The sequence below is a fragment of the Spirulina sp. LEGE 11439 genome, assembly GCF_059821285.1.
Genome location: NZ_JCAMRX010000034.1, coordinates 46,054 through 68,569, shown reverse-complemented (window position 1 = coordinate 68,569; position 22,516 = coordinate 46,054). Strand labels below are relative to the sequence as shown.

Here is a 22,516-nt window from a genome sequence, read left to right as displayed (position 1 = left end):
TCACCAGTCACCAGTCACCAGTCACCAGTCACCAGTCACCAGTCACCAGTTACCAGTCACCAGTCACCAGTTACCAGTTACCAGTCACCAGTCACCAGTCACCAGTCACCAGTCACCAGTCACCAATTGGGGAACGGGGGATCAGAATGGCAACCTCAACTTGTATGGCCGATCGCGGATTATCCTCGCTATTTCCAGTTATTAGCGAGCGATCGCCCCCTTGCCGTGACTGATGCTCAAAACGATCCGCGAGGGGAGGAATTAAGAGCAACCTATTTGCAACCCTTACAAATCACCTCTTTCCTTGATGTTCCCATTCGCCTCGCTGAAAAGATTCTCGGTGCCATTCGCATTGAACGGACACAAGCATCGCGAGCATGGAGTCCCGAAGAAGAGAATTTTGTTCGCTCTCTGGCCAATTTAGTCTCGTTGGTCTTGGAAATGCGCGATCGCCAGACCATGGAACGCGCATTTAAACAAAGTGAGGAACGTTTTGCCCTTGCAGCGATCGCTTCGGGAAGCGGCTGTTGGAGTTGGGATCTCGAAAGCGAGCGACTAATGTGGGATGAGAATTTTCATCGCCTTCACAGTGCGATCGATCTCGATCGCAAGGATCGCGAGACCACTGTTGGCGAAAATGCGCCAGCATCCTTCCCCTCTCATCCTGTTGCCAAGCCTTACACGCGAACCTTTCAAGAATTTATGACGGCGATCTATCCCGACGATCGCGATCGCATCGGCGATGCCTTGCGCTCTCATATCAAAGAGAATCGCGAGGCAATTTTGGCATTGGTTTATCGGGTTGAAGGCCAAGACAAGCACCTTCGCTTTCTCAATAGTCGCGGCAAAATCTATCGTGACGAGGGCGATCGCCCAATTGGAATGCTGGGTATTGCTTGGGACGTAACTGAAGATAAAATTGCCGAAAAAGCCTTGCAAGACAGCGAAACTCGCTTCCGCGAACTGTTTCGCTCCGCCCCCATCGGCATGGCCGAATTGTCCGTCACCGGAGCATTTTTAGATATTAACCCGTCTTTTTGTCGCTTGTTGGGCTATCCTTATCGAGATTTTATTGGCGAGCAATTTTATAATTTTCTCCACCCCGGCGATCGCAAAACCTTGCGGGGAACTTTCCAACAATTAATCGCCAACGAAACGATCGAACAAACTTGGGAAGGGCGCTTCGTCCAAAAAAGCGGGCGCGTGGTTTATGCTTCGATTGGGATCTACGTGCGACGGGACAAAACGGGGATTCCTCTCTCAGCCATCTATCAAGTTCAAGATATCACCCAGCGCAAGCAAACTGAACTCGCTCTCGAAGAACAAAAGCGATATTTGCGCTTGATCCTTGACAATATTCCTCAACAAGTTTTTTGGAAAGATACAAATTCTGTTTTTCTCGGTTGTAACGAACATTGGGCAAAAGCGGCGGGTTTGGAGAGTCCCGAAGCTGTCGTCGGGAAAACCGATTACGACCTCATTCCCGATCGCGCCGTTGCAGACTATTATCGCGACAAAGACCGCTATATTATGGACTCCAATGAGCCAGAACTGCACAATATTTCCATCAAATACCGTCCCGGTAGCGATGGCAAACCGGTATGGCTGGAAATTAATCGGGTACCCATCCACGATCGCGATGGCAATGTGATTGGCATTCTTGGGGTTTTGGACGACATTACTCAGCGCAAGCGAGCAGAAGAAGCCATCCAAGAAAGCGAAACCCTCTTAAATGCCACCTTCAATCAAGCAGCGATCGGCATTGCCCAAACCGATCGCGAAGGAAAATGCTTGCGAGTTAACCAACGCTACTGCGATATTTTGGGCTATAGCGAAGTCGAACTTCACGGTTTAACGTTTCAAGATATTACCCATCCCGCCGATTTTACCGCCGATTTGGGGCAGTATTTGCAATTATGGGCGGGGAAAATTTCTATCTATAGCTTGGAAAAACGTTATATTCGCAAAGATGGAATTGCCATCTGGGGGAACAAAACAGTGGCTTTAGTCTATGATTCCCAAGGCCGACCCTGCTACGCTACGGAAATTCTCGAGGACATCAGCGATCGCAAACGAGCAGCAGTAGAATTGCAAAAAGCAAAAGAAGATGCTGAAACTGCCAATCGGGCGAAAAGTCAGTTTCTGGCTAAAATGAGTCACGAACTTCGCACCCCTCTTAATGCCATTATCGGGTTCGCCCAACTCCTCAATCAAGCCGAGAATCTCAGTCACCAACAGCAAAATTATTTAAGTATTATCAATCATAGTGGCGAGCATTTATTGACTTTAATCAATGATGTGCTTTCCATGTCCAAAATTGAAGCCGGACAGATTATCTTTACTGAGAATTGTTTCGATTTCTATTGTCTGCTCGATACTCTTGAAGGAATGCTCCATCTCAAAGCCAAAAATAAAGGGTTAGAGCTTCTTTTTCAAGAGTGTACCGATATTCCCCGTTATATTCGCACCGATGAAAATAAACTGCGCCAAGTTTTAATTAATTTATTAGGTAATGCCATTAAGTTTACCGAACAAGGCAGAGTAATATTACGAGTCTTTTCAATCAACAGCGAAGAAACAGGAAACCAGAAAATCAATGCGTTCTCTTCTTCGGATTCTACCTCGGGCAAGGATTTCCAGCTTCAAGCTCCTTCTCTGAGCAAGGGAGAGGATGCTCGACAGAGCACGCAAAGAAATGATTTCGCACCTCCCTACAAGAATGCAAGCCAGCAATGCCAACAACAAATTCATTTTGAAATTGAAGATACAGGGGTGGGCATTGCTCCCGAGGAAATGAGTCTGCTTTTTCGACCCTTCGAGCAAACTCGAGTTGGACGCAGTTCATCTCAAGGCACCGGTTTGGGTTTGGCGATCTCACAACAATTCGTGCGTTTGCTAGGAGGAGAAATTACGGCAACCAGCACGCCCGATCGCGGTTCCACTTTTAAATTTACCATTCCAGTCAGTTTGGGAAGCGCAACAGATGTTCGTAGTTTATCTTCTGTTTCTCCGATTGTGGGTTTGGCACAAAACGAACCGGAATATCGGATTTTGATTGTGGATGATTCTCCAGACAATCGTCATTTTCTCGCCCGCGTGTTAGAACGATTTGGGTTTAAGGTTGCTGAAGCAGAACACGGCCAAAAAGCGATCGCCCTCTGGGAAAGTTTTCATCCGCATCTCATCTGGATGGATCTGCAAATGCCGGTCATGGATGGTTATGAGGCAACGCGGCAAATTCGTCAAAAAGAGAGAGATAACAAAAATCCTCTTTTATCAATCCAGGCTCAAGAAGGAAGAAAAGAAGAGGCGATAGGCAATCCTCACTCAACAACCCAGCCCGCAATTATTATTGCCCTAACCGCACGAGTTTTTGATGAAGATTGCGCGATCGCACTGGAGGCAGGATGCAATGATTTTGTCTGTAAGCCCTGTCGCATTGATATACTCTTAGAAAAAATGTCTCACTATTTAGGGGTGCGCTATCGTTATGCCACAAAATCCCCTCGAGAACAACCGAATCAAAAGCCAGAGGATAAGATTTTAGCGACAGAACAGTTGCAAGAGTATTTAGCAACGATGTCTCGAGATTGGGTCCATGCGGTGAATGAGGCTGCCATGCAATGCGATCGCACCCTCCTATTGCCCCTAATCGAGAAAATCCCGCCAGAATGCCAACCCCTTGCTCGGACGCTCTCGATTTGGTCAAATGAGTATCGTTTCGATTTAATTATCGCTCTCATTGTCCAAAATTGATATCGCCAAAGTGTCGATCTCATTCCGCGATCGGGGAATAATATTTCTGGCTCTGCGGATCTTGTCAGAAGTCGCGATCGCAACAGCAACGATGGTATTTTGCAAGGGACATTCTCAGAGCAGATCGGGAACTTTTCAACGATTCTCGCGTCCGTCATACTCTGGCCAGAGAAAAAATAGTGAGAAAGCGATTCGACTCGACCCCTAAATTCTCAACTTAACCCTTATTGAAAAACCATTGAAGGAACTATGACACAATATCAACTTCAGCTTAAATCCTCTAATCCAATTGACCCATCTACCCCCTTACAAGTCGATCGCAATTTAACCTCTCCTGTTATCGTCGATTTTGATGGCGATGGTCACTTAGATGCCTTTGTCGGCACCGCTCAAGGCGATATTCTTTATATCAAAGGATTAGCAGGCAAGCAATTTGACAATGCCAATCCTCAAGTTAACCCCTTTGGGTTACAAAAATTAACAGATTTAGCCACCAAACCCGCTAATATTACGGGATCTTTTGGAACCCTGACCACCCCAGCTATAGTCGATATCGATGGCGATGGCGATTTAGATATGTTTGTGGGGGAATACGACGGTTTTGTCTACTTCTTTGCCAACAAAGGAGACAATACTTTTGAAGCTCCCATAGAAAATCCCTTTGGTATTACCCACAGCCGACCGAGTTCATTTTATTATGCCGCTCCCGCTTTCATTGATGGCGATGGCGATGGTTTTGTAGAAACAGCTTATGTGGGAGGTTATAACACCAGTGGAGATTTAGAAAACTTTCTCAAAGTTTATACGAGAAATCCGGGAGAGACTAATTTTCAACAGCAATCGGGAGGCGATTATCCTTTTCAAAATGTCACCGTTCCCAGTGCAAACCCTCAAGGGACAAGAATTACCCCCACTTTAGCGGATTTTGATGGGGATGGCGATTTTGATGTCTTCCTCGGACAAACAGAAATTGCTTCTGGGAAAAATTCAGTTCGCTATTTTCAAAATGAAGGTTCTAATACCACCCCCAATTTTGTCGAACAAAGCGGCGAGGATAATCCTTTTGATGATGTCAATCAACAGTATGCAGGTCAACTCGAACAAGTTAAATTAGACCTTGTTGATTTTGATGGCAATGGCACATTAGAAGCCTTTGCCGGGACGCGAATTCAAAATGGAATTCGGTATTTTGTTCTTGACGAACCCCCTCCCAAACCCGATCCTAAACCTGCCCGACAATATAAACTCGAACCCGATTCGCAAACTCCTTTACTCATTGAAGACAAAGCCCTTATTGCCCCCGTTTTAGTTGATTTTGATAAAGATGGTCAACTCGATCTTTTTGTTGGGACGAATGATAAAAAACTGATTTACTATCGTAATGCTGGCGATCGAACCTTTGAAGATGGTAAGGTCGATCCCTTTAGTATCGATCTTTCTTCAGTACCAGACGGAATTATTAAACCTTCTGTTGTCGATTTGAATGGCGATAACGAGTTAGATGTCATTGTTGGTGATAAAGATGGTAATATTCGCTTCTTTAAAAACGAAGGAAATAATACTTTTGCCGCTCCCGAAATCAATCCCTTTGGCTTGACAAAAGTGGCAGCTTATGGGTCGCCAACTTTTCTCGATGAGAATAATGACGGTAATATTGATTGGGCATTTATTGGGGCAGAAAGTAGCGATTCTGAGATTGATAACTATATCAAAGTTTTCAAAAATAATAACTCATCAGGCGATCCGAGTTTTACTGCCGTTTCTCTCACGGATCATCCCTTTAAGAGTGCCGATCTTATCGTTCCGACGGATTCGACGGTCAGAATCGTTCCGGAATTCATCGATCTTGATAAAGATGGCGATCTTGATGCTTTCCTCGGACAAACCACGATCGATAACAGCGGCAATGGCACAAGCGAAATTCGCTATTTTGAAAATCAAGGAGCGATCGGCGCTCCTGAATTTATCGAAAGGACGGGAAATGATAATCCTTTCCGTAATGTCAATCAAAGTAAAGCAGAGTTTCTCAAATTTGCTTATCCCACATTAGGGGACTTTTTAGAAAATGGCGAACTGGAAACCTTTAGCGGTTCCCAATCTGCCGATGGAGAAAATGGTCTGCGCTATTTAATTCTCCCGCAATCCGAACCCGATTCTAAACCCAAACCCGGAACTGGTTTCGATCCGGATAAATTAATCGTGGAAAGCGGTACAACCTTTAAAATGGGTAAGTCTAATAATGGCAACCGCGTCAAGTTCAAATTGACCAATATTAACATTACACAGATTTCTGAAATTACGGTTTCTTTCCTCGATGGTAGTAATAATGTCAGTTTTTCAGAAGTTCTCTTTTCGACCCTGCCTCAAGGATTTCAACCGCGCGGTTTTGCCTTCGGTCGGCAAAAACTTTTCTTAAAAGTTCAGCCCAATCAACGCTTTAAAATCAATATTCAAACTCTCGATCGCAGCATTATTTCCCAAGAAGCCAATATTGTCGAACTCAACTCCGGTCAATTCCGACTCGAGTTTGCAGGAGGTATTACCATCGAACTCGAGCAGAGTCTGGAAAATCCGCCGCTTGGGGTCGGAAATCTCCAAAAATCCGGTTTAGAAATCATTGATTTGCAAGGGTTGTCGGGCTTGCAAGAAGCGAGTTTTACCCTCACCCGAGAGGCAAACTATACCAACGAGGTTTATTTTTACCGCATTAGCGATGAAAATGGAACCGTTGACGGTCTCGCACCGGATCAAGAAGGATATGCCGAAGCTGCAGTCCGCAACCGCATCGATAACTTGGCATTACGGGTGGGCAATCAATCGGAAAACACGGAAAATGGTGCCTTGAGTGGAGGTTTCCTCTATGCACCCGTCATTATTGTCAAAGGTAGTGCGGATGAATTCTTAAATCAGAATCCCGATAATTTCGCCGGTCAGGATATTCAGGCTTATTTTGTTTTTGGAGCAGCGAATAGCGATCGCACCGATCACATTCGTTTATTGGGCAATAATGTCTTTGGTTTTGAGGATCTCCCCGATGGTGGAGATATGGACTATAACGACATCATTGTCGAAGCCAATTTTGCCTAGCCCATTCATAACGTGACTGATGACTCAAGCGATCGCTTTTCTCGAGCAGGGAACTCGAGAAAAGCGATCGCTTGCAGTCAAACCTCAGGCGATCGGAAACTAGAAAAAAGGAAGACATTCATCCTTCTAAGACTTTCTGCACGCGATCCCAAATACTTTTAAAAGTTTGTTTGAGTTGGCGCTTGGTTTCCCACCGGGTAAAATCCCTTTCATAGTCTTCCCCTTGGGTTTGGAACGTTTTCCACGCACTCAGGGCGATCGCCAAGCCCGCCACTAAAATCGTGTAACGCGACCAACTCATTCCGCCGCCCCCGAGAAGATCGAAGGCAATTAAAAAACCGCTCAAAATCGTATAGGTAATCGACTTTTGGCGAAATCTCTCTTGACGATAGAGATTAAACGCTTGACGTTTGGTTTGCTCGATTTTTTGGTGCAACCACTTTTGCTGCGCTTCTTGTAATGATGCGGGAGAAATGCCTAAATCCAAGGCCATTTCTTGCAATTCCGTTTCAGTCAACTCGCCATTCTCTGTTTCGCGGGCGATCGCAATTTGGAGAATTTGCTGAATCTCTTCCTGTTGATAGGTTTTAGGTTGGGGAGAGTCCGAGACAGTCATGGCAATTCTCGATCGATGATAGGTTTGGAAATCATTATTTTCTTCCATTATGCCGAAATTTGCTGGATAGGGAACATTTCAATTTCACTTGGTGCAGGCAAGGCAATAATGACTAGAGGGAATAACCGAAATAAATCCGAGCAACTCTCTCGATACAATAATAAAAGAGAACATTGGACAATAATTATAAGAAATTTTGACTAGGAGCAATAAAGCATGAATAACAATATTCGCGTCGGCAGTCTATTTGGAATTCCCTTTTTTATCAATCCTTCTTGGTTTTTAGTGCTGGCACTAGGAATGTTCTGGTTTGGGCAGCAGTTTGCCACTATACCTCAATTAAATGGCGTAATGGCAGCGATTTTTGGGCTGATTACTGCTTTACTGCTCTTTGCGTCCGTCTTGGCTCACGAATTGGGACATAGCTTGGCTGCAATCTATCGGGGTATTCGCGTCAAGTCTATTACCCTATTTATTTTTGGGGGTTTGGCACTGTTGGAAAAAGAAGCAGAAACTCCTTGGGAGTCCTTTCTCGTCGCGATCGCGGGACCTTTGGTCAGTTTCCTTCTTTTCGGGATTTTTTCTCTCATCCAGATCGCGATCCCCTTACCTCTTCCTCTGTTTGAATTGTGCTTCATGTTGGCACTGCTCAATCTCATTTTAGGGATTTTCAATCTCATTCCCGGTTTGCCTCTTGATGGCGGAAATATTCTTAAAGCGGCAATTTGGCAAATTACCGGCAATCCGAACAAAGGCTTACTCTACGCCAGTCGCGTCGGTCAAGTTTTTGGCTGGCTGGCGGTGGTTTTAGGAGGTTTAGCGATTTTGGGGATTAGCCAGTATGGGAGTATTTGGACCCTCTTTATCGGCGTTTTCCTCCTGCAAAATGCGCGACGCTCGGCCCAATCTGCCTTGCTTCAAGATAAATTAGAACGTTATACGGCAGAAGATGCGGTCATTCCCGATAGTCCCATCGCCAAACAAGGCTTAAACTTGCGAGAATTTGTGAACAATTATGCGATCGGTAACGAAAAATGGCGCAAATTTTTAGTTACGGATGAGGATGGCAAATTAGTGGGAGATATTGTCCTTGAAGATCTCAAAACCATTGCGACTTCTTTGTGGACGGAAACCCCTTTGCAAACCCTCGTGCGTCCGGTAGAAGAAGCGATGACCATCCGAAGCGATCGCTCTCTATTAGAAGTAGCGAAATTAATTGAAGGCGAGAACATTCAACAATTTACGGTCATTGGTGAAAATGGTGTGGTTTTGGGACTTTTGGAAAAATCTTCCATTGTTAATCTTTTATCAACAAACAATGGATAACGAACGGCGATCTCGTTTTTTCCAGCAGAAAAATGCGATCGCCTACTCCCGAGGGAGTTGTTCCGATCTCCCCTTAGCCAACACAATCAACCTTTGAATAGTTTCCAGTAATTTTTCGCGATCGAAAGGTTTGGTTAAATATTCCGTTGCACCAGCCAAGCGTCCTTGTACCTTATCAAATGCCCCATCTCGCGCCGTCAGCATGATAATGGGTAAAGTTTCAAATTGAGGCAAGCTACGAACAGTGCGACACAACTCCAATCCATCTACCCCCGGCATGGTGACATCAAGAAGCAATAGGTCGATATTTTGATGGTAAATTGCCGATAAAGCGTCAACTGCATTATCGGCAACAATAACGCTGTACTGTTGGTGCAAAGCCTGTTTGATAGATTGTCGCACGATGGGACTATCATCTACCGCTAAGATCGTGGATGTTTGAGGTGCAGTTACGGACATTGTTTAAACTTTTACCTTTGCTCGTGTTTGGTTTTCTTCTTCCCGATCGCTCCAGACCTCCCTCACTCTATATTAAAATAAGGGAAGATTATTTTTATTTTTACATAAACCTTTACTGGTTTTCACGAAAGAATATTAAAAGAAATACTGAACATCAATACCTTGAGAACAGTAGTCTTAAAAATACAGATATTGGGGATTTTGAAGGCAATTAGAGAATTTTGACAGGGAAATTCCGGATCTCCTTTCGTGAATTTTAAAAAATTCCTTAAGAAAAGCTGGCATAATTTTAATTTGTGTTATCAAATTACGCCTCGATCGCGCATAATGAAATTAAGGGATCGATCCACTTTCCTTAATCTTTTGTTTCGTCGGTGTTTTTCTGGGTGCTTGTGATAAGATACTTTTCATTAAAAATACACTTTTTTAGTTTTGTTTAACAAAGTTAGCGATCGAAAACATAACTTAATCTCCAAAAAAATAAAAACCAGCGATTAGAGTTGTCAATGGCAAAAACAATGCAGGAGAGCGAGTGGAAAACCGAGGGAGAGGGTGAAGTATTGCCGCAATTGCGGCAAAAAAGTAAACCTATCGAGCTAACAAATAAGATCTAACCCTTATCGTCTTGGGAGTTTTATAGATGGTTTTTAGTTTCATGAACGTGCAAATTTTAGAAAGTATGGCCGATGCCTTTTTTGTACTGGATCGACAGTGGAGATTTATCTCTCTCAATTCAGTAGCAGAAAAAATATTCGGAAAAAAGAGAAACTTTCTCCTCGATCGCTGCATTTGGGAAGAATTCCCCGACTTGAAAGAGTCAATTTTCGAGCAGGAGTATCGACGAGCGGTCGAGCAACAGATATCCGCACATTTTGAAGCCTTTTTTCCAGTGGGGAAAATTTGGGTCGAAACTCACCTGAGCGCCCATCACGACAGCGTTTCCGTGTGCTTGCGAAATATTTCCGAACGAAAAAGTATTGAAGCGGACTTATTAGAACAATCTCGCTTGGCTCGCTTAGAAGCACAAGTGAGTCGATTTTTAGTTCATACTCATTCCATTCCTGAAAGCCTGCAATATTGTACTGATGCGATCGCGGAAAATCTCGATATCACCGTCGCCGCGATTTGGCTCTATAATTCCCAACGCGATTGCCTCGAGCTGCAAGGCTCGCGTTTGAATCCCGATATCCCGCCAGCCATTCTCAATTCCGAACTCCTGAGCCAACCGGAGCTTGCCCTAGAAGGTTCGATCGTCGGCACGATCGCTCGCAACCGTCAACCTATTTATGATTTAGTCTTTCCGCCTTTTGGCGATACCCTCAGTAAAATCCAGCGAAAACTCGGGGATATTCGCAACGATCCTCTTTTTTGCGATCTAGATGCCCAACGCTCTCCAAGCAGCACGAAATTATACTTTATTGGCTATCCTTTGGTGTTAGAAGAGGAATTAATTGGGGTTTTGGCCGCTTGGAGCGATCGCCCTTTTAGTCATTCCCTGCGCGAAGGCTTAGAAACCCTTGCCGATAATTTAGCCCTCGATATCGATCGCTGCCAAGCTAGAAGCGCCCTTGCCTCCCGTCGAGAAGCCCTTCTCTTTCGTCTGGCCAATCAAATCCGCAATTCCCTCGATCTCGATACAATCCTCGAGACTGCCGTGCGCGAGATTCGCACTCTTTTAAATGTAGACTGCTGCAGTTACCTGTGGTGTTGGGGGAATATCAACCGTTCTCCCAGTTTGAGCGTCAGTCACGAAGCCGAAATCGAAACGTACAAGACTCGAGGTATTCGCACCTGCCCGCCGGAAAAATTAGCCTTCTTAGCTCGGCAGATCGAACAATTAAAAACCATCCGCATTGAAAATGTTTCCCAGCCTCACCTTCCTCACCTTCCTCCCCGAGACCTCGCAGAACTGGTAAACCTGCTCGCGGGCATGAATATTCAGTCCTTACTATTGATCCCATTAAAAACCCGTTCCGGCCATCTCGGCGCGATCGCTTGTTCTCAAGAACAACAAGTTCGTCCGTGGAGCGACTCTGAAGTAGAACTTTTACGGGGAGTCGTGGATCAGTTGGCACTGGCGATCGACCAAGCCGAACTATTTGCTCAAACTCGCGCCACAGCTTTAGCAGCTCAAACTCAGGCACGAGAACTCGAACTTACCCTCGGGGAACTCAAACACACGCAAACCCAATTGATTCAAACTGAAAAAATGTCGAGTTTAGGGCAGATGATTGCGGGAATTGCCCACGAAATTAACAATCCTGTCAACTTTATTTCCGGAAACCTCAGCTATACCAGCGATTACGTTAACGACTTTCTCGAATTGATCTCGCTCTATCAGAAAAATTACCCTTATCCGAGTGAAGATATTCGCGAATTTTCAGAAGAAATCGATCTTGCTTTTATTTTAGAAGACTTGCCGAAAACCCTGTCATCTATGCAAATTGGTGCAGAGCGCATTCGTAAAATTGTTCTCTCGTTAAAGAACTTCTCTCGACTCGATCAAGCTGAAATGAAAGCTGTAGATATTCACGAAGGAATTGATAATACGCTGCTCATCTTACAACATCGTTTAAAAGCTAAAGGAAGTCGCCCCGAGATTCAAGTGAACAAACAATATGGAGATTTACCCAAAGTTGCCTGTTATGCCGGGCAATTAAATCAAGTATTTATGAATATTCTCAGCAATGGGATCGATGCGCTTTTAGAAGCTCCTGCTCCTCATTGTTTAACCATTACAACGGAATGGGACAAACGAGAAGCCGTCAACCAACAGGTACTCATTCGGATTCAAGATAATGGCTCGGGCATGGATGAAAAAACCCGATCGCATATTTTCGATCCCTTCTTTACGACGAAACCCGTCGGCAAAGGAACAGGTTTGGGTTTAGCCATCAGTTATGAAATTATTGTCGAAAAACATCGCGGTCAAATCTCCTGTCATTCCACGAGAGAAGAAGGAACAGAATTTCGTATTGCAATTCCTATCGTTCAGCCCGAAAAGAAAGGCTGAACCTCCTCTGCTCCCAGTTTACCGGCGATCGCGAGGTCGGAGCGCTACGAGACGACAACCACAAGCAGATGTTCGGAAAATGCAAAAATCCGTAATATGGTAAAGAGGAAATTTGTAGATTCCATTTCCCCTTCTCTGGCAAAACAGTTATGTCCCGACGCTACTGGCTCGATCTCGTTGAATATTTGTTTCTCGCTGGCTCTGCGATCGGTACGATCGCGGCGATCGCGACCCAACAAGTCGCCTATGCTGCCGTCCCTTTAACCTTGACGGTGGGGTTAAATATGGATAACCGACGGCGCATTCATCGTTTATCCCAACAGCAGCAACTCACGGGAGCAAACCATTTCAATCAACTGATCGAGCCGTTAGAAGAACAATTGGCAGAGCTTGAAGCCTTAACGCGATCGACCCAAAGCCAAGCTCAAGACAATACCTCTAAATTTAAAGAAACGATCGCAGAATTCCATAAAAGTCTCAATCCTCTCAAAGCGCAAGTGGAACGCTTGAGAGTCCAATTTCAGCAAATTGATACCCGTACTCAACAACAGATGCGGGAGCTAAAAGAAGCGCAACAACAAAGCACGGAAACGGCTTTCGAGCAAATTGATAATTACTTTGAACGCATTAAGGGACATTTGGGAGACTTGGAAATGATGGCGGGGAAAACCGAACCGGAAACCCTGACTCAAATTGGCGAATTGCAAACAACCGTCGCTCAATTTCGCGAGTCTATCGAGCCGTTGAAAGGACAAGTTGCAGACATTGACAAGCGTATTGCCAATCTCAACCCTCAAACCGAACAAGAAATCCTACAGTTGCGACAACTCGTACAGCAATATAATGAGACCGCTCGTTCTCAGGCTTATCAACTTGTCGAACCCCTCAAAGTTCAGATCGAGCAGGTGAAATCCTTGGCCAAGGAAACCGATCCGAAAATCGAGAGACAGCTTGAAGATTTAAAAACAGCGATCGCGCGTTTTAAAGAATCTCGTCCCCCGGCTCCCGTGGTTGTTCCCTCGAAGCCTAAATCTAGCCCCATCGCAGCTATGCCGGGATCGATGACCTTGAAAGATTCTTCCCAGCCCTATCAGTGGCAGTGCCTGCACACCCTAGCGGGACATCGAAGCGGGGTCAATGCCGTGGCGATCGGTCGTAACGGTCAAATTCTGGCCAGTGGTAGCGATGATAACACCATCATGCTGTGGCAATTGGCCACGGGTCAAGAAATCCGCACCCTCGGACAACCCGAAAGAAATGGGTTTATGGGGATTAAAACCATTGCGATCGCGCCGGACGGTCAAGTGATGGCCAGTGGAGGGGCCGATAAAACGATTAAGCTCTGGCAATTAGCAACGGGTCGAGAAACGGGTTCCCTCTCAGGTCATTCGGGAGCCGTTAAAGCGATCGCGTTTAGTCCAGATGGACAGTTTCTTTTTAGCGGTGCCGACGACAAAACCGTGAAAATTTGGCAGTTAGCCACGCGCCAAGCTATTTTAACCCTGCGCGGACATTCCGATTGGTTTACGGGAGTCAAGAGTCTTGCTGTCAGTCCAACTGGAGAAATGCTGGCGAGTGGGAGCGATGATAAAACCATTAAGTTTTGGCAGTTACCCACCGGAGAAAACGTGCATACCGCGATCGGACATCATGGCAGCATTCGGACGTTGGTGTTTTCTCCCGACGGACAAACTTTAATCAGTGGGGGAGAAGATGGGACGATCGCGCGTTGGAATGTGGAAACTGGGCGATCGCTGACCACATTTCGCGCTCATTCTGGCGGTGTTTACAGTCTGGCTGTCAGTCCCAATGGGAAATTATTAGCGAGTGGGGGTTGGGATGGTGCGATCGCCCTTTGGAATTTAGAGACGGGTAAGGAATTGCTGGAATTGCGAGGACATTCGGCAGCCGTGACCTCCCTCGAATTCGCTCGCGAAGGTTATGGCAATGGCATGAAAGGATTAATTTTGGTGAGTGGAAGTAGCGATGACACTCTGCGAATTTGGCGATCGGAATGAGATGCTGGGTCATTGACAAAGCAGCGATCGCCCTCTCTATCAATAATTTGAGGGCAACTCGAGCAGAGGTACGGTAAATGTAACCGTAGAACCTAAATTTTCACCCATGCTGAAAAAGTCAATTTTGCCCCCCATGAGTTCGACGAGGGTTTGAGAAATTGATAATCCCAAGCCTGTTCCTCCATAAGACTTAGTGCGTCCACCACTCACTTGAGCAAACTTTTGAAACAAAGTATGTTGTTTATCTAAAGGAACGCCAATTCCAGTATCGGCAACTCGAACCCTAAGCATTCCGGGGCACTCGCGTTGGTTAATGGAAACTTTCTTTCGGGTAATATCAACATCAATAGTTACGCCGCCCTCGTGGGTAAATTTAATTGCATTACCCACTAAATTCAAAAGAACTTGTAAGAGACGTTGATGGCTGCCGTAAAGAAAAATAGATTCTTGGGTCGAAGGATGTTGAATTTCAAAACTTAATCCTTGTTTTTCTGCTAAAGGTCTTATTTTCTTTTCTAAATTGATAAATACCTCATTGAGAGAAACTTTATCAAAATTTATCTCCATTTTTCCCGCTTCAATTCTCGCCAGATCGAGAACGTCGTTAATGAGATTGAGTAAATGTAAAGCCGATTTATGAGCCTGCTCAACAAATTCTCGTTCTTCTTCTGGATCGTCTGCCATATCATCCAAAATAAATTTGAGAAAGTTAATAATTCCGTTCAGAGGCGTTCTTAATTCGTGGGAAGTTCCGGCCAGAAATTCACTTTTGAGACGAGAGGCTTCGGCAGCTTCTTCGCTCGCTTGTTTGGCTTGTTTATAAAGTTTGGCATGGGCGATCGCAATACCGAGGAGATCGGCAACTTCGCGCATGAGTTCGATTTCAACATCATTCCAGTGGCGATAGCGATCGCATTGTTGCAAGCAGATCAAAGCACTGCGTTGATTTTGATAGAAGGCAGAGACGACTAAAACCGATTTTTGCTCGAAGGGTGCGGCTTCAAGATAATTGACTGCGATCGGTTCGTCTGTTTCTAGCGCTTGTTGTAAATAAGACTCTCGGCGAGTATTTAACCGTTCTCCTAACAGAGATTTAAAAGGTTCGTGGTGATACTCCGTTTCTACTTTTAAGGTTTTCGCATTGGGATCGCAAGCAATCATCAAAACACGAGAGACTTCAAGTTCCCTGCCTAATGTGTCGGCAGTTTCTTGCCAAATGGTTTTTGCGTCTAATGTGATTCTCAGGGTGCGAGAAATTTGCGAGAGTAAATTCTGATAAGGATTACGGTGAATATTATGGGCAACTTGGCTAATAAATTCTTGATAATGATCTTCTGATATATTCTGTGCTGCTGTTTGTTTCGGTTGCAGGGACTTGACGATCTCATTTTTGTCAAGAGAAGAACCGATCGCTAAAACTGAAGTAATGGGGGCGTCTGATTTTAAAATTGGCGCGATCGCCAGTTCAAAAGGAAAGACTTCTTCTTTCCAGACAAAAAAACAGTAAAAATTTTCGGGTCTTCTCTTTTCCATCACCCGCAACAAAGTTTCCCGATAGCGTTCTGCACTACTGGGAGTAAAAACATCTTGCCAGTGACGACCAACGATTTGTTTGGGGTCTAGATCGTATTTGAGAGCGGATTTCCAGTAAAAAGAAAGATATTGACCGGCAATATCTTGAGTAAAAATTAATTCCGCTCCTAGATTTTGCCAATTTGTCGAATGGATTGATGCCGCAGCAGCGTTCATTTCAATAGATTCCATAGCAGATCGAATCCCATAGCAGATCGCAAGTTTTGAGCGTAACTCTATTTCTCTAATCGTTCCATTCTCCTCGTGGGGGAACGGGAGGATTGCGTCTAAAGGTGCGGGTTAATTCATCATCTTGTTCTCGTTCGCCTCTCAACCATTGTTTTATCGCCGTTTCAATAATACGACTGGGATCGTTACTCAAGTGTTTGAGTTGATCCAATAGATCTGAATCGAGACGGATGGAAACTTCAACTTTCTCAGCCAAGCGCTGAGAAGGGGTTGCATTTTCACTCATGGTGCGTTCCTTATGCCTGTTTGAATATTTTTGCAGTCTATTATTATATTACCCGATCGCCGAAAATAAGCCCGATCGCCAAAAGCCGGAAATCTGTAACGGAATCTCAACTCGGCGATCGCCTTTCGTGTTTTTTTGCTGCCTTTGCTCGCTAAATCTTGTCTTCTCTGGTTAAATGAGCTTTTTAATATTTCCAAAAGCACGATAAAACCCACCTCGAGAAGATTCTCGAACTTCATCGATCGCATAACGCGCTCCTTCAATGCGAATTTCTTTGGGAAATTGAACGTTAAGCTCTCGATTGTATCCTTCCGAAACCACGCGAATGCGAAGTTTTCCTTGAATTTTAACGCATTCCACAATGACTCCTTGACTGATATCACTGGTTGTTTCTAAGGTATTAGATGCGACTGCTGTGGGGATATTTGTCGGTGCTTTAATATTGACCAATTCTGGTAGCGTTCCGATTTTAGCAGCTTCAATTGCAGTCTCATTCGCATCAATGCAAGCTAAAGAACCATCGGTGGTAACAATATAGAGATAAGCATTGAGAAACTGCATGGAAAATGCCGATCCGCAACCTGTTCCCAATTTCCAGAGACGCTCTCCCAATTCATTAAAACAGTAAATCGAAGATTGATTATCGGCAGCAAAAATATATTTTCCTTCCTCAGCCGTCGCACAGGAATAAACGGGAGCATCGCATTGATAAATTTTCTCAATTTCGCCTTTTTTCGCGATCGCAAACACTTGATTGCGTGCGGTACTGGCATATATTTTTCCTTCTTCCTGCCAACCAAATAAAACTGCTCCATTGGTTGGCAAATCCCAAATTAATTTCCCATCTTCCCAATCGTACATGGTTACGCCATGACTGTGACCGTGATAAAGGCCAATTTCGTCGCAACGAATCATCCAGCCGTGATTTCCTTGGCTTTTTCGCATCCATTGGGATTCATCTTCACGATCGATCGAGATCGCTTGTCCATCGGCATCAGAAACCCCTAAAATTCCATCTTTAATATCCAACCAAAAAATATCGACATCGGAAGCAATTTCATAAGCAACGCGAGGAATTTTTCCTGTGAGATCGTAGACTTTCCCATTATCACAACCCGCATACAACCAATCATCATCGGCAACGATACATTTTACACCATCAGGAAGAGTCAATTGTTGGAGAACTTCTCCGGTGGGTGTCAGAGAAAAAATGCAACCTTTTTGATTGCCTAACCAACAGCGATTCTCATCAATAAAAATACCAAAAGCAGAAGAACCCGAGGCAAATTTCCAAATAACGGGAGCAGTTTTGGCAGTCGAGCGGGTACTGTTTATTTCTCTGCGCGTAACAGGGCGTTTTTTCCGTACTCCCATCACAGCATTTTCGTAACCTTTGCGACGTTTTTCGCGAATTTTCTTCTCAATGTCAGCTTTGGCTTTTTCGGGAGTAGAGTAGGTTTTAGTTTGGGTGCGTCCGCGATCGCCAATACGTCCGTAGCGAATGGTAACTTCTGTCCCGTTAACAATAGCTTCGTAAAACTTATGAGATCCGTTCCCTTCTTCGGACAGTTCGAGATAGGTTCTTTCTTCTGCCACGAGCGCCTCCAATTTAACTCTCTTGATTATAATAGGGCAAGTTTCTGTTTAAGAGATTTTAAAGATTTGCAAAAATAGTCCATCTGACTTTTTCTTCTGGTAAAATACTATCAATTTTGCGATCGTCTGCCTAAGGAGTACAAGAGATCGTCTTCAGCATGGTAAGCGAGAAAAATTATTATTGCAATCTGATGACTAATATTTTACATGGAACTTGGATTCCAGACAATACCAATGATTTTGTGCGACCGGGTGCATTTTACCTATGGATAGAAACAGATGAAATTAACGAAGAACATTCCTCCAATCTTTATCCTTTTCATTTACATCGAGGTACATTAGCTGTTTTTCTCGAGGAAGAATTAGGTATTGCAATTGAACTGAAGGAGCTAACAGAAAAGATTGTATCTCAATATTTTTTACTTCCGACTTGCGAAAATATGCCGCTTCCTTCTTGGGAACTTTCTCGTTATTTAGAGACGGAACTTCCAGAAGATTTTGATTTCCAATTCTGGACACTTAGCTGTTATCGCGTGAGTACAAATATCAAACTCGGATCGTATAATTATGCGACCGTTAATAATATTATTAAACTTTTAAACGATCTCCATTTTCTCGCCACCTACAACTCCGACAATCTCCAATTAGGAGCAGACTTATTATTCTGGTATGGTTACACTCGCGTTCTCAGAGAGATTATTTTTAAAGATGAATATATTCCGGCCCTAAAATATCAGAAAATTGCCTATAAACAAGGCAAAAAAAGGAAGAAAACCAAGCTTTTTGAAATTTATCCCGGTTGGGAAATTGTTTCCGATCGCTATGAAACTGCCTTACAAAAATATGCTGAAGTCATGCCTCTGGCTTGTGCTTCTGGATTTAATACTCTCCACGATAAACCGCAATTCTACAACCCAGAAACTTTATTGCGTCATTTTAGTGAAAACTTGCTCGTTGACATTCTCGTACATACCCCTAAAACCGCACAATTCGATCGCAAAATTGCCGGGACGATCTTAGAAAAATGCTGCGATCGCATTGATTCCCCCAGTTCAACAGAACGATCGTTAGAAGAATATCAACAGTGGCAAAACTGGCGACAGAAAATCGATCGCTCTCAAAATTCAATCTCTTTTATTCTCTATTTTCAACTTATCTCTCCTGACGTTTCCGAGCAAGCATGGTTTCTCGAATTTCTCATCTCCCCTAAAAACGATCCTTCTCTTAAGCTCACTGTGCTGGATTATTGGCGCATGGGAAAAGAACAAAAGAATCAAGTTCAAAAACAAATGGGAAGCGACTTTGAAGCCAATTTACTCTTAAATCTTGGCTATGCGGCGCGAATTTATCCCAAACTCTGGGAAGGAATGGATAGCGATCGCCCGACGGGAGTATTATTACATTTGGAAGAAGCTTATGATTTCCTCAAAGAAACAGCATGGGTGTTAGAAGATGCGGGATATAAAGTCATTATCCCTTCTTGGTGGAGTCCTACAGGTCGCCGTCGTGCTAAAGTGCGCCTAAAAGCCTCAAAAAAAGGGAAATCTGTTAAAGGTACAGGAAAGAGTTATTTTAACCTCGATACTTTGATTACCTATCAATACGAACTGGCGATCGGAAATGAACAAATTACACTGCAAGAATGGGAAGATTTGGTGAATGCGAAACAGTCCTTAGTTCAGTTTCGCGGAGAATGGGTCGAACTCGATATCACCAAAATGAAACAGATGTTAGACTTTTGGCAAAAACAAGGACAAGAAAATGCAGAAATGTCCTTAATGGAATTAATGCAACGGGAAGCAGAAGAAGATGAAGGATTAGAAATAGAACGCGATGATTCTCTCGATGAAATGTGGGCAAAACTCCACGATCGCACTCGTCTTTCTCCCGTGGAAGAATTGCCTCAATTTTCAGGAACGTTACGAGAATATCAAAAGCGAGGGGTTGCTTGGTTAGACTATTTGGAAAAATTGGGTTTGAATGGTTGTTTGGCTGATGATATGGGACTGGGAAAAACCGTACAGGTGATTGCACGATTAGTACAAGAGAGAAATGAGGAAGAAGAAGTATTCCCCACGCTTTTAATCGCACCGACTTCGGTGTTAGGGAATTGGCAAAAGGAAATTGCTAAATTTTCCCCTCATCTTTCCAGCATCGTTCATCATGGTAGCGATCGCACTGGTGAAACGAAAGCATTTAAACAAGAATGCCAAAATAAAGATGTTGTGATTACCTCTTATACTTTAGTTCGCAAAGATACTAAATTATTCAATGCTTTAAATTGGCATCGTATTGTTTTAGATGAGGCCCAAAACATTAAGAATCCCAAAACGGCTCAAACTAAAGCTATTTTGAAACTCAAATCTCGCCATCGCTTGGCATTAACGGGAACGCCAGTAGAAAATCGATTATTAGATTTATGGTCGATTTTTAATTTTCTCAATCCCGGTTACTTGGGCAAACAAGCACAGTTTCGCAAGGCATTCGAACTCCCCGTCCAAAAAGATAATGACCTTGTTAAAACAGTCACATTAAAGCGTTTGGTAGAGCCTTTTATTTTACGACGAGTGAAAACAGATAAGTCTATTATTAAGGATCTCCCCGATAAAATTGAACAGAAAGTCTATTGCAATTTAACCAAAGAACAAGCCTCCCTTTATGAAGCTGTCGTGAAAGATGTTGCTGAGAAATTAGAAGCAGCAGAAGGAATGCAGCGCAAAGGATTAATGTTAGCCACGTTAATGAAATTAAAACAAATTTGCAACCATCCAAGGCAATTTTTACAAGATGAAAGCGAATTCAGTCCCGATCGCTCCCATAAACTTTCTCGTTTACAGGAGATGATTGAAGAAGTTATTGCAGAACAAGAAAGTACGTTAGTTTTTACGCAATTCCGCGAGATTGGTGATGCTTTAGAATACCGCTTGCGTCATAATTGTCACTACAATACTTATTATATTCACGGTGGAACGAGTCGTCAGAAACGAGAAAATGCGATCGCAGATTTTCAAGACCCCGATACTCCGCCTTCTATCTTCGTACTTTCCTTAAAAGCGGCTGGCGTTGGTATTACTTTAACCAAAGCCAATCACGTTTTTCACTTCGATCGCTGGTGGAATCCTGCCGTCGAAGACCAAGCGACCGATCGCGCTTTTCGTATCGGTCAAAATAAAAATGTTTTTGTGCATAAATACGTCACTTTAGGGACATTAGAAGAACGTATCGACCAAATGATTGAAGATAAAAAGAAACTTTCCGCTTCAATTGTCGGCTCGGATGAATCTTGGCTAACAGAATTAGATAATCGCAGTTTTAAAGAATTAATTGCTTTAAATCGCACGACAATTTTGTAAACTTAAGGTACAATTTAATAAAGATTCAAGAACCTCAAACTCGAATCAAACCCGAAGAAGAAACATGGCTGAATTTAGTAAAACTTGGTGGGGAAACAAATTTATTGCCGCGATCGCATCGTTTACCGATGAAGCTCGCTTGGCACGAGGAAGATCCTATGCGAGAGGCGGAAAAATCCTTAAATTCTCTGCGAACAAAGGTAAGATTACAGCAACGATTCGAGGATCGGTGAATCCTTATTTTGGCGTTTACAAAGAACCTCAATATCATACAGAAATTGAACTGAAGGCGATCGCAAAAAAGGATTGGTCAAAGATTATCCAAAAACTTTCGACGAATGCCAGTTTTGTCTCTAAAGTACTCCTCAATGAAGTCCCTGAAAATATTGAAGACAGTTTTCGAGCAGTCAATAAACGTTTTTTACCCTATGATAGTCGCGATATGGAGACGAATTGTGATTGTCCCGATTGGTCGAATCCTTGTAAGCATATTGCCGGATTATGTTATCGTTTTGCCGCAGAACTCGATAACGATCCTTTTTTACTGTTTGAATTGCGCGGACTGACGCGAGAGGAACTCAAAAAAGAACTCGCAAAAACACCTTTAGGGAAAGCCTTAGTTGCAGGTTTGGGAAGTGAAAAACTTGAACCCATTTCTGTTTCTTCCTATTACACTCAACTGGAAATCACTCATACTGAGGTAATGAGCCTAAAAGAATTTTGGTTGGGAAAACAACATTTTCCCGAGATTTACCCTCAGAACCAAAGAAGCAGCATTCCAGCAATTTTAATCAAAAAACAAGGAGATTTTCCTCCTTTTTGGTACGAAGATCGTTCATTTATTGAAGTGATGGAAGAATTGTACGAACGAGTGAAAACGAAAAATAAGGATATCCTTTGAGCGATCGTTGGTGAGTTTTTACAATCTTATATAGAAGGCGATCGCATTTCAAGATCCATAATAATAAATAGGGTAGTTATTAATGAACTACCCTATAAAATTTAGCTGGTTATTTTGCGAATAAAACTAACGCCATCCTCCAGAAGATTGACCCGGCCAGTATGGCTGTGGCGGAGTGACCACAGGAGGTTGAGGCGGTACAATAGGCGGTCGTCCCGGTACGACATAGGGTTGCTGTCCGGGTCCCACAACAGGAGGCTGAGGCGGCATAACCACAGGAGGTTGAGGTGGTACAATAGGCGGTCGTCCCGGTACGACATAGGGTTGCTGTCCGGGTCCCACAA

At 43.7% G+C, this 22,516-nt stretch carries 14 protein-coding genes and 1 pseudogene; 8 read left to right on the top strand and 7 right to left on the bottom strand.

Going from position 1 to position 22,516, the window contains the following annotated elements; translation table 11 throughout:
* On the top strand, positions 1-3,756 hold a 3,756-nt coding region (locus AC6RV6_RS20225), incomplete at its 5' end, for a PAS domain S-box protein (RefSeq protein WP_500242684.1).
* 249 nt (positions 3,757-4,005) lie between these two features.
* Complete coding sequence (locus AC6RV6_RS20220) at positions 4,006-6,843, top strand: FG-GAP-like repeat-containing protein (RefSeq protein ID WP_500242683.1); 2,838 nt, start codon at positions 4,006-4,008, stop codon at positions 6,841-6,843.
* Here AC6RV6_RS20220 and AC6RV6_RS20215 read toward each other — a convergent pair.
* Both AC6RV6_RS20215 and AC6RV6_RS20210 read right to left on the bottom strand, forming a co-directional pair.
* A complete protein-coding gene (locus tag AC6RV6_RS20215) occupies positions 6,818-6,961 on the bottom strand; it encodes a hypothetical protein (protein WP_500242682.1) in 144 nt (47 codons plus the stop codon). The genes AC6RV6_RS20220 and AC6RV6_RS20215 overlap by 26 nt on opposite strands.
* Positions 6,962-7,459 carry a 2TM domain-containing protein gene (locus AC6RV6_RS20210; RefSeq protein WP_500242681.1) on the bottom strand — a complete coding sequence of 166 codons (498 nt, stop codon included), beginning with the start codon at positions 7,457-7,459 and terminating at the stop codon, positions 6,962-6,964. It lies immediately after the preceding gene.
* Between the two features lie 216 nt (positions 7,460-7,675).
* Here AC6RV6_RS20210 and AC6RV6_RS20205 point away from each other — a divergent pair, with 216 nt between their 5' ends.
* Positions 7,676-8,785: a site-2 protease family protein gene (locus AC6RV6_RS20205; protein WP_500242680.1), complete on the top strand. Its 1,110-nt coding sequence runs from the start codon at positions 7,676-7,678 to the stop codon at positions 8,783-8,785.
* 42 nt (positions 8,786-8,827) lie between these two features.
* On the opposite strand, the gene AC6RV6_RS20200 is transcribed toward AC6RV6_RS20205, so the two are convergent.
* Positions 8,828-9,244, bottom strand: coding sequence for a response regulator transcription factor (locus AC6RV6_RS20200; protein WP_500242679.1), 417 nt, complete (start codon positions 9,242-9,244; stop codon positions 8,828-8,830).
* Positions 9,245-9,884: 640 nt separating this feature from the next.
* Between AC6RV6_RS20200 and AC6RV6_RS20195 the strand changes: the two genes are divergently transcribed.
* Entirely contained in the window at positions 9,885-12,257 is a 2,373-nt protein-coding gene (locus AC6RV6_RS20195; RefSeq protein ID WP_500242678.1) for a GAF domain-containing protein, read from the top strand.
* Positions 12,258-12,406: 149 nt separating this feature from the next.
* Positions 12,407-14,275, top strand: a complete 1,869-nt coding sequence (locus AC6RV6_RS20190; protein WP_500242677.1) for a WD40 repeat domain-containing protein — start codon at positions 12,407-12,409, stop codon at positions 14,273-14,275.
* Positions 14,276-14,314: 39 nt separating this feature from the next.
* On the opposite strand, the gene AC6RV6_RS20185 is transcribed toward AC6RV6_RS20190, so the two are convergent.
* Together AC6RV6_RS20185 and AC6RV6_RS20180 are read right to left on the bottom strand one after the other, a co-directional pair.
* A complete protein-coding gene (locus tag AC6RV6_RS20185; protein ID WP_500242676.1) occupies positions 14,315-16,039 on the bottom strand; it encodes an ATP-binding protein in 1,725 nt (574 codons plus the stop codon).
* Positions 16,040-16,091: 52 nt separating this feature from the next.
* The gene (locus AC6RV6_RS20180; protein ID WP_204106078.1) at positions 16,092-16,322 is read right to left on the bottom strand and encodes a type II toxin-antitoxin system CcdA family antitoxin; all 231 of its coding nucleotides are present in this window, start codon (positions 16,320-16,322) and stop codon (positions 16,092-16,094) included.
* A 20-nt stretch (positions 16,323-16,342) separates the two neighbouring features.
* Here AC6RV6_RS20180 and AC6RV6_RS20175 point away from each other — a divergent pair, with 20 nt between their 5' ends.
* Positions 16,343-16,477 (top strand): hypothetical protein, encoded by a 135-nt coding sequence (locus AC6RV6_RS20175; RefSeq protein ID WP_500242675.1) that lies wholly within the window; start codon positions 16,343-16,345, stop codon positions 16,475-16,477.
* Positions 16,478-16,493: 16 nt separating this feature from the next.
* Here AC6RV6_RS20175 and AC6RV6_RS20170 read toward each other — a convergent pair whose 3' ends face one another.
* A complete protein-coding gene (locus tag AC6RV6_RS20170; protein ID WP_500242674.1) occupies positions 16,494-17,918 on the bottom strand; it encodes a WGR domain-containing protein in 1,425 nt (474 codons plus the stop codon).
* A 191-nt stretch (positions 17,919-18,109) separates the two neighbouring features.
* On the opposite strand from AC6RV6_RS20170, the gene AC6RV6_RS20165 reads away from it, so the two are divergent.
* Together AC6RV6_RS20165 and AC6RV6_RS20160 are read left to right on the top strand one after the other, a co-directional pair.
* Positions 18,110-21,271: a DEAD/DEAH box helicase gene (locus AC6RV6_RS20165; RefSeq protein ID WP_500242673.1), complete on the top strand. Its 3,162-nt coding sequence runs from the start codon at positions 18,110-18,112 to the stop codon at positions 21,269-21,271.
* A 64-nt stretch (positions 21,272-21,335) separates the two neighbouring features.
* Complete coding sequence (locus tag AC6RV6_RS20160) at positions 21,336-22,172, top strand: SWIM zinc finger family protein (RefSeq protein WP_500242672.1); 837 nt, start codon at positions 21,336-21,338, stop codon at positions 22,170-22,172.
* Positions 22,173-22,298: 126 nt separating this feature from the next.
* Here the strand turns inward: AC6RV6_RS20160 and AC6RV6_RS20155 are convergent.
* A pseudogene (locus tag AC6RV6_RS20155) lies at positions 22,299-22,516 on the bottom strand (hypothetical protein); the annotation flags it as partial.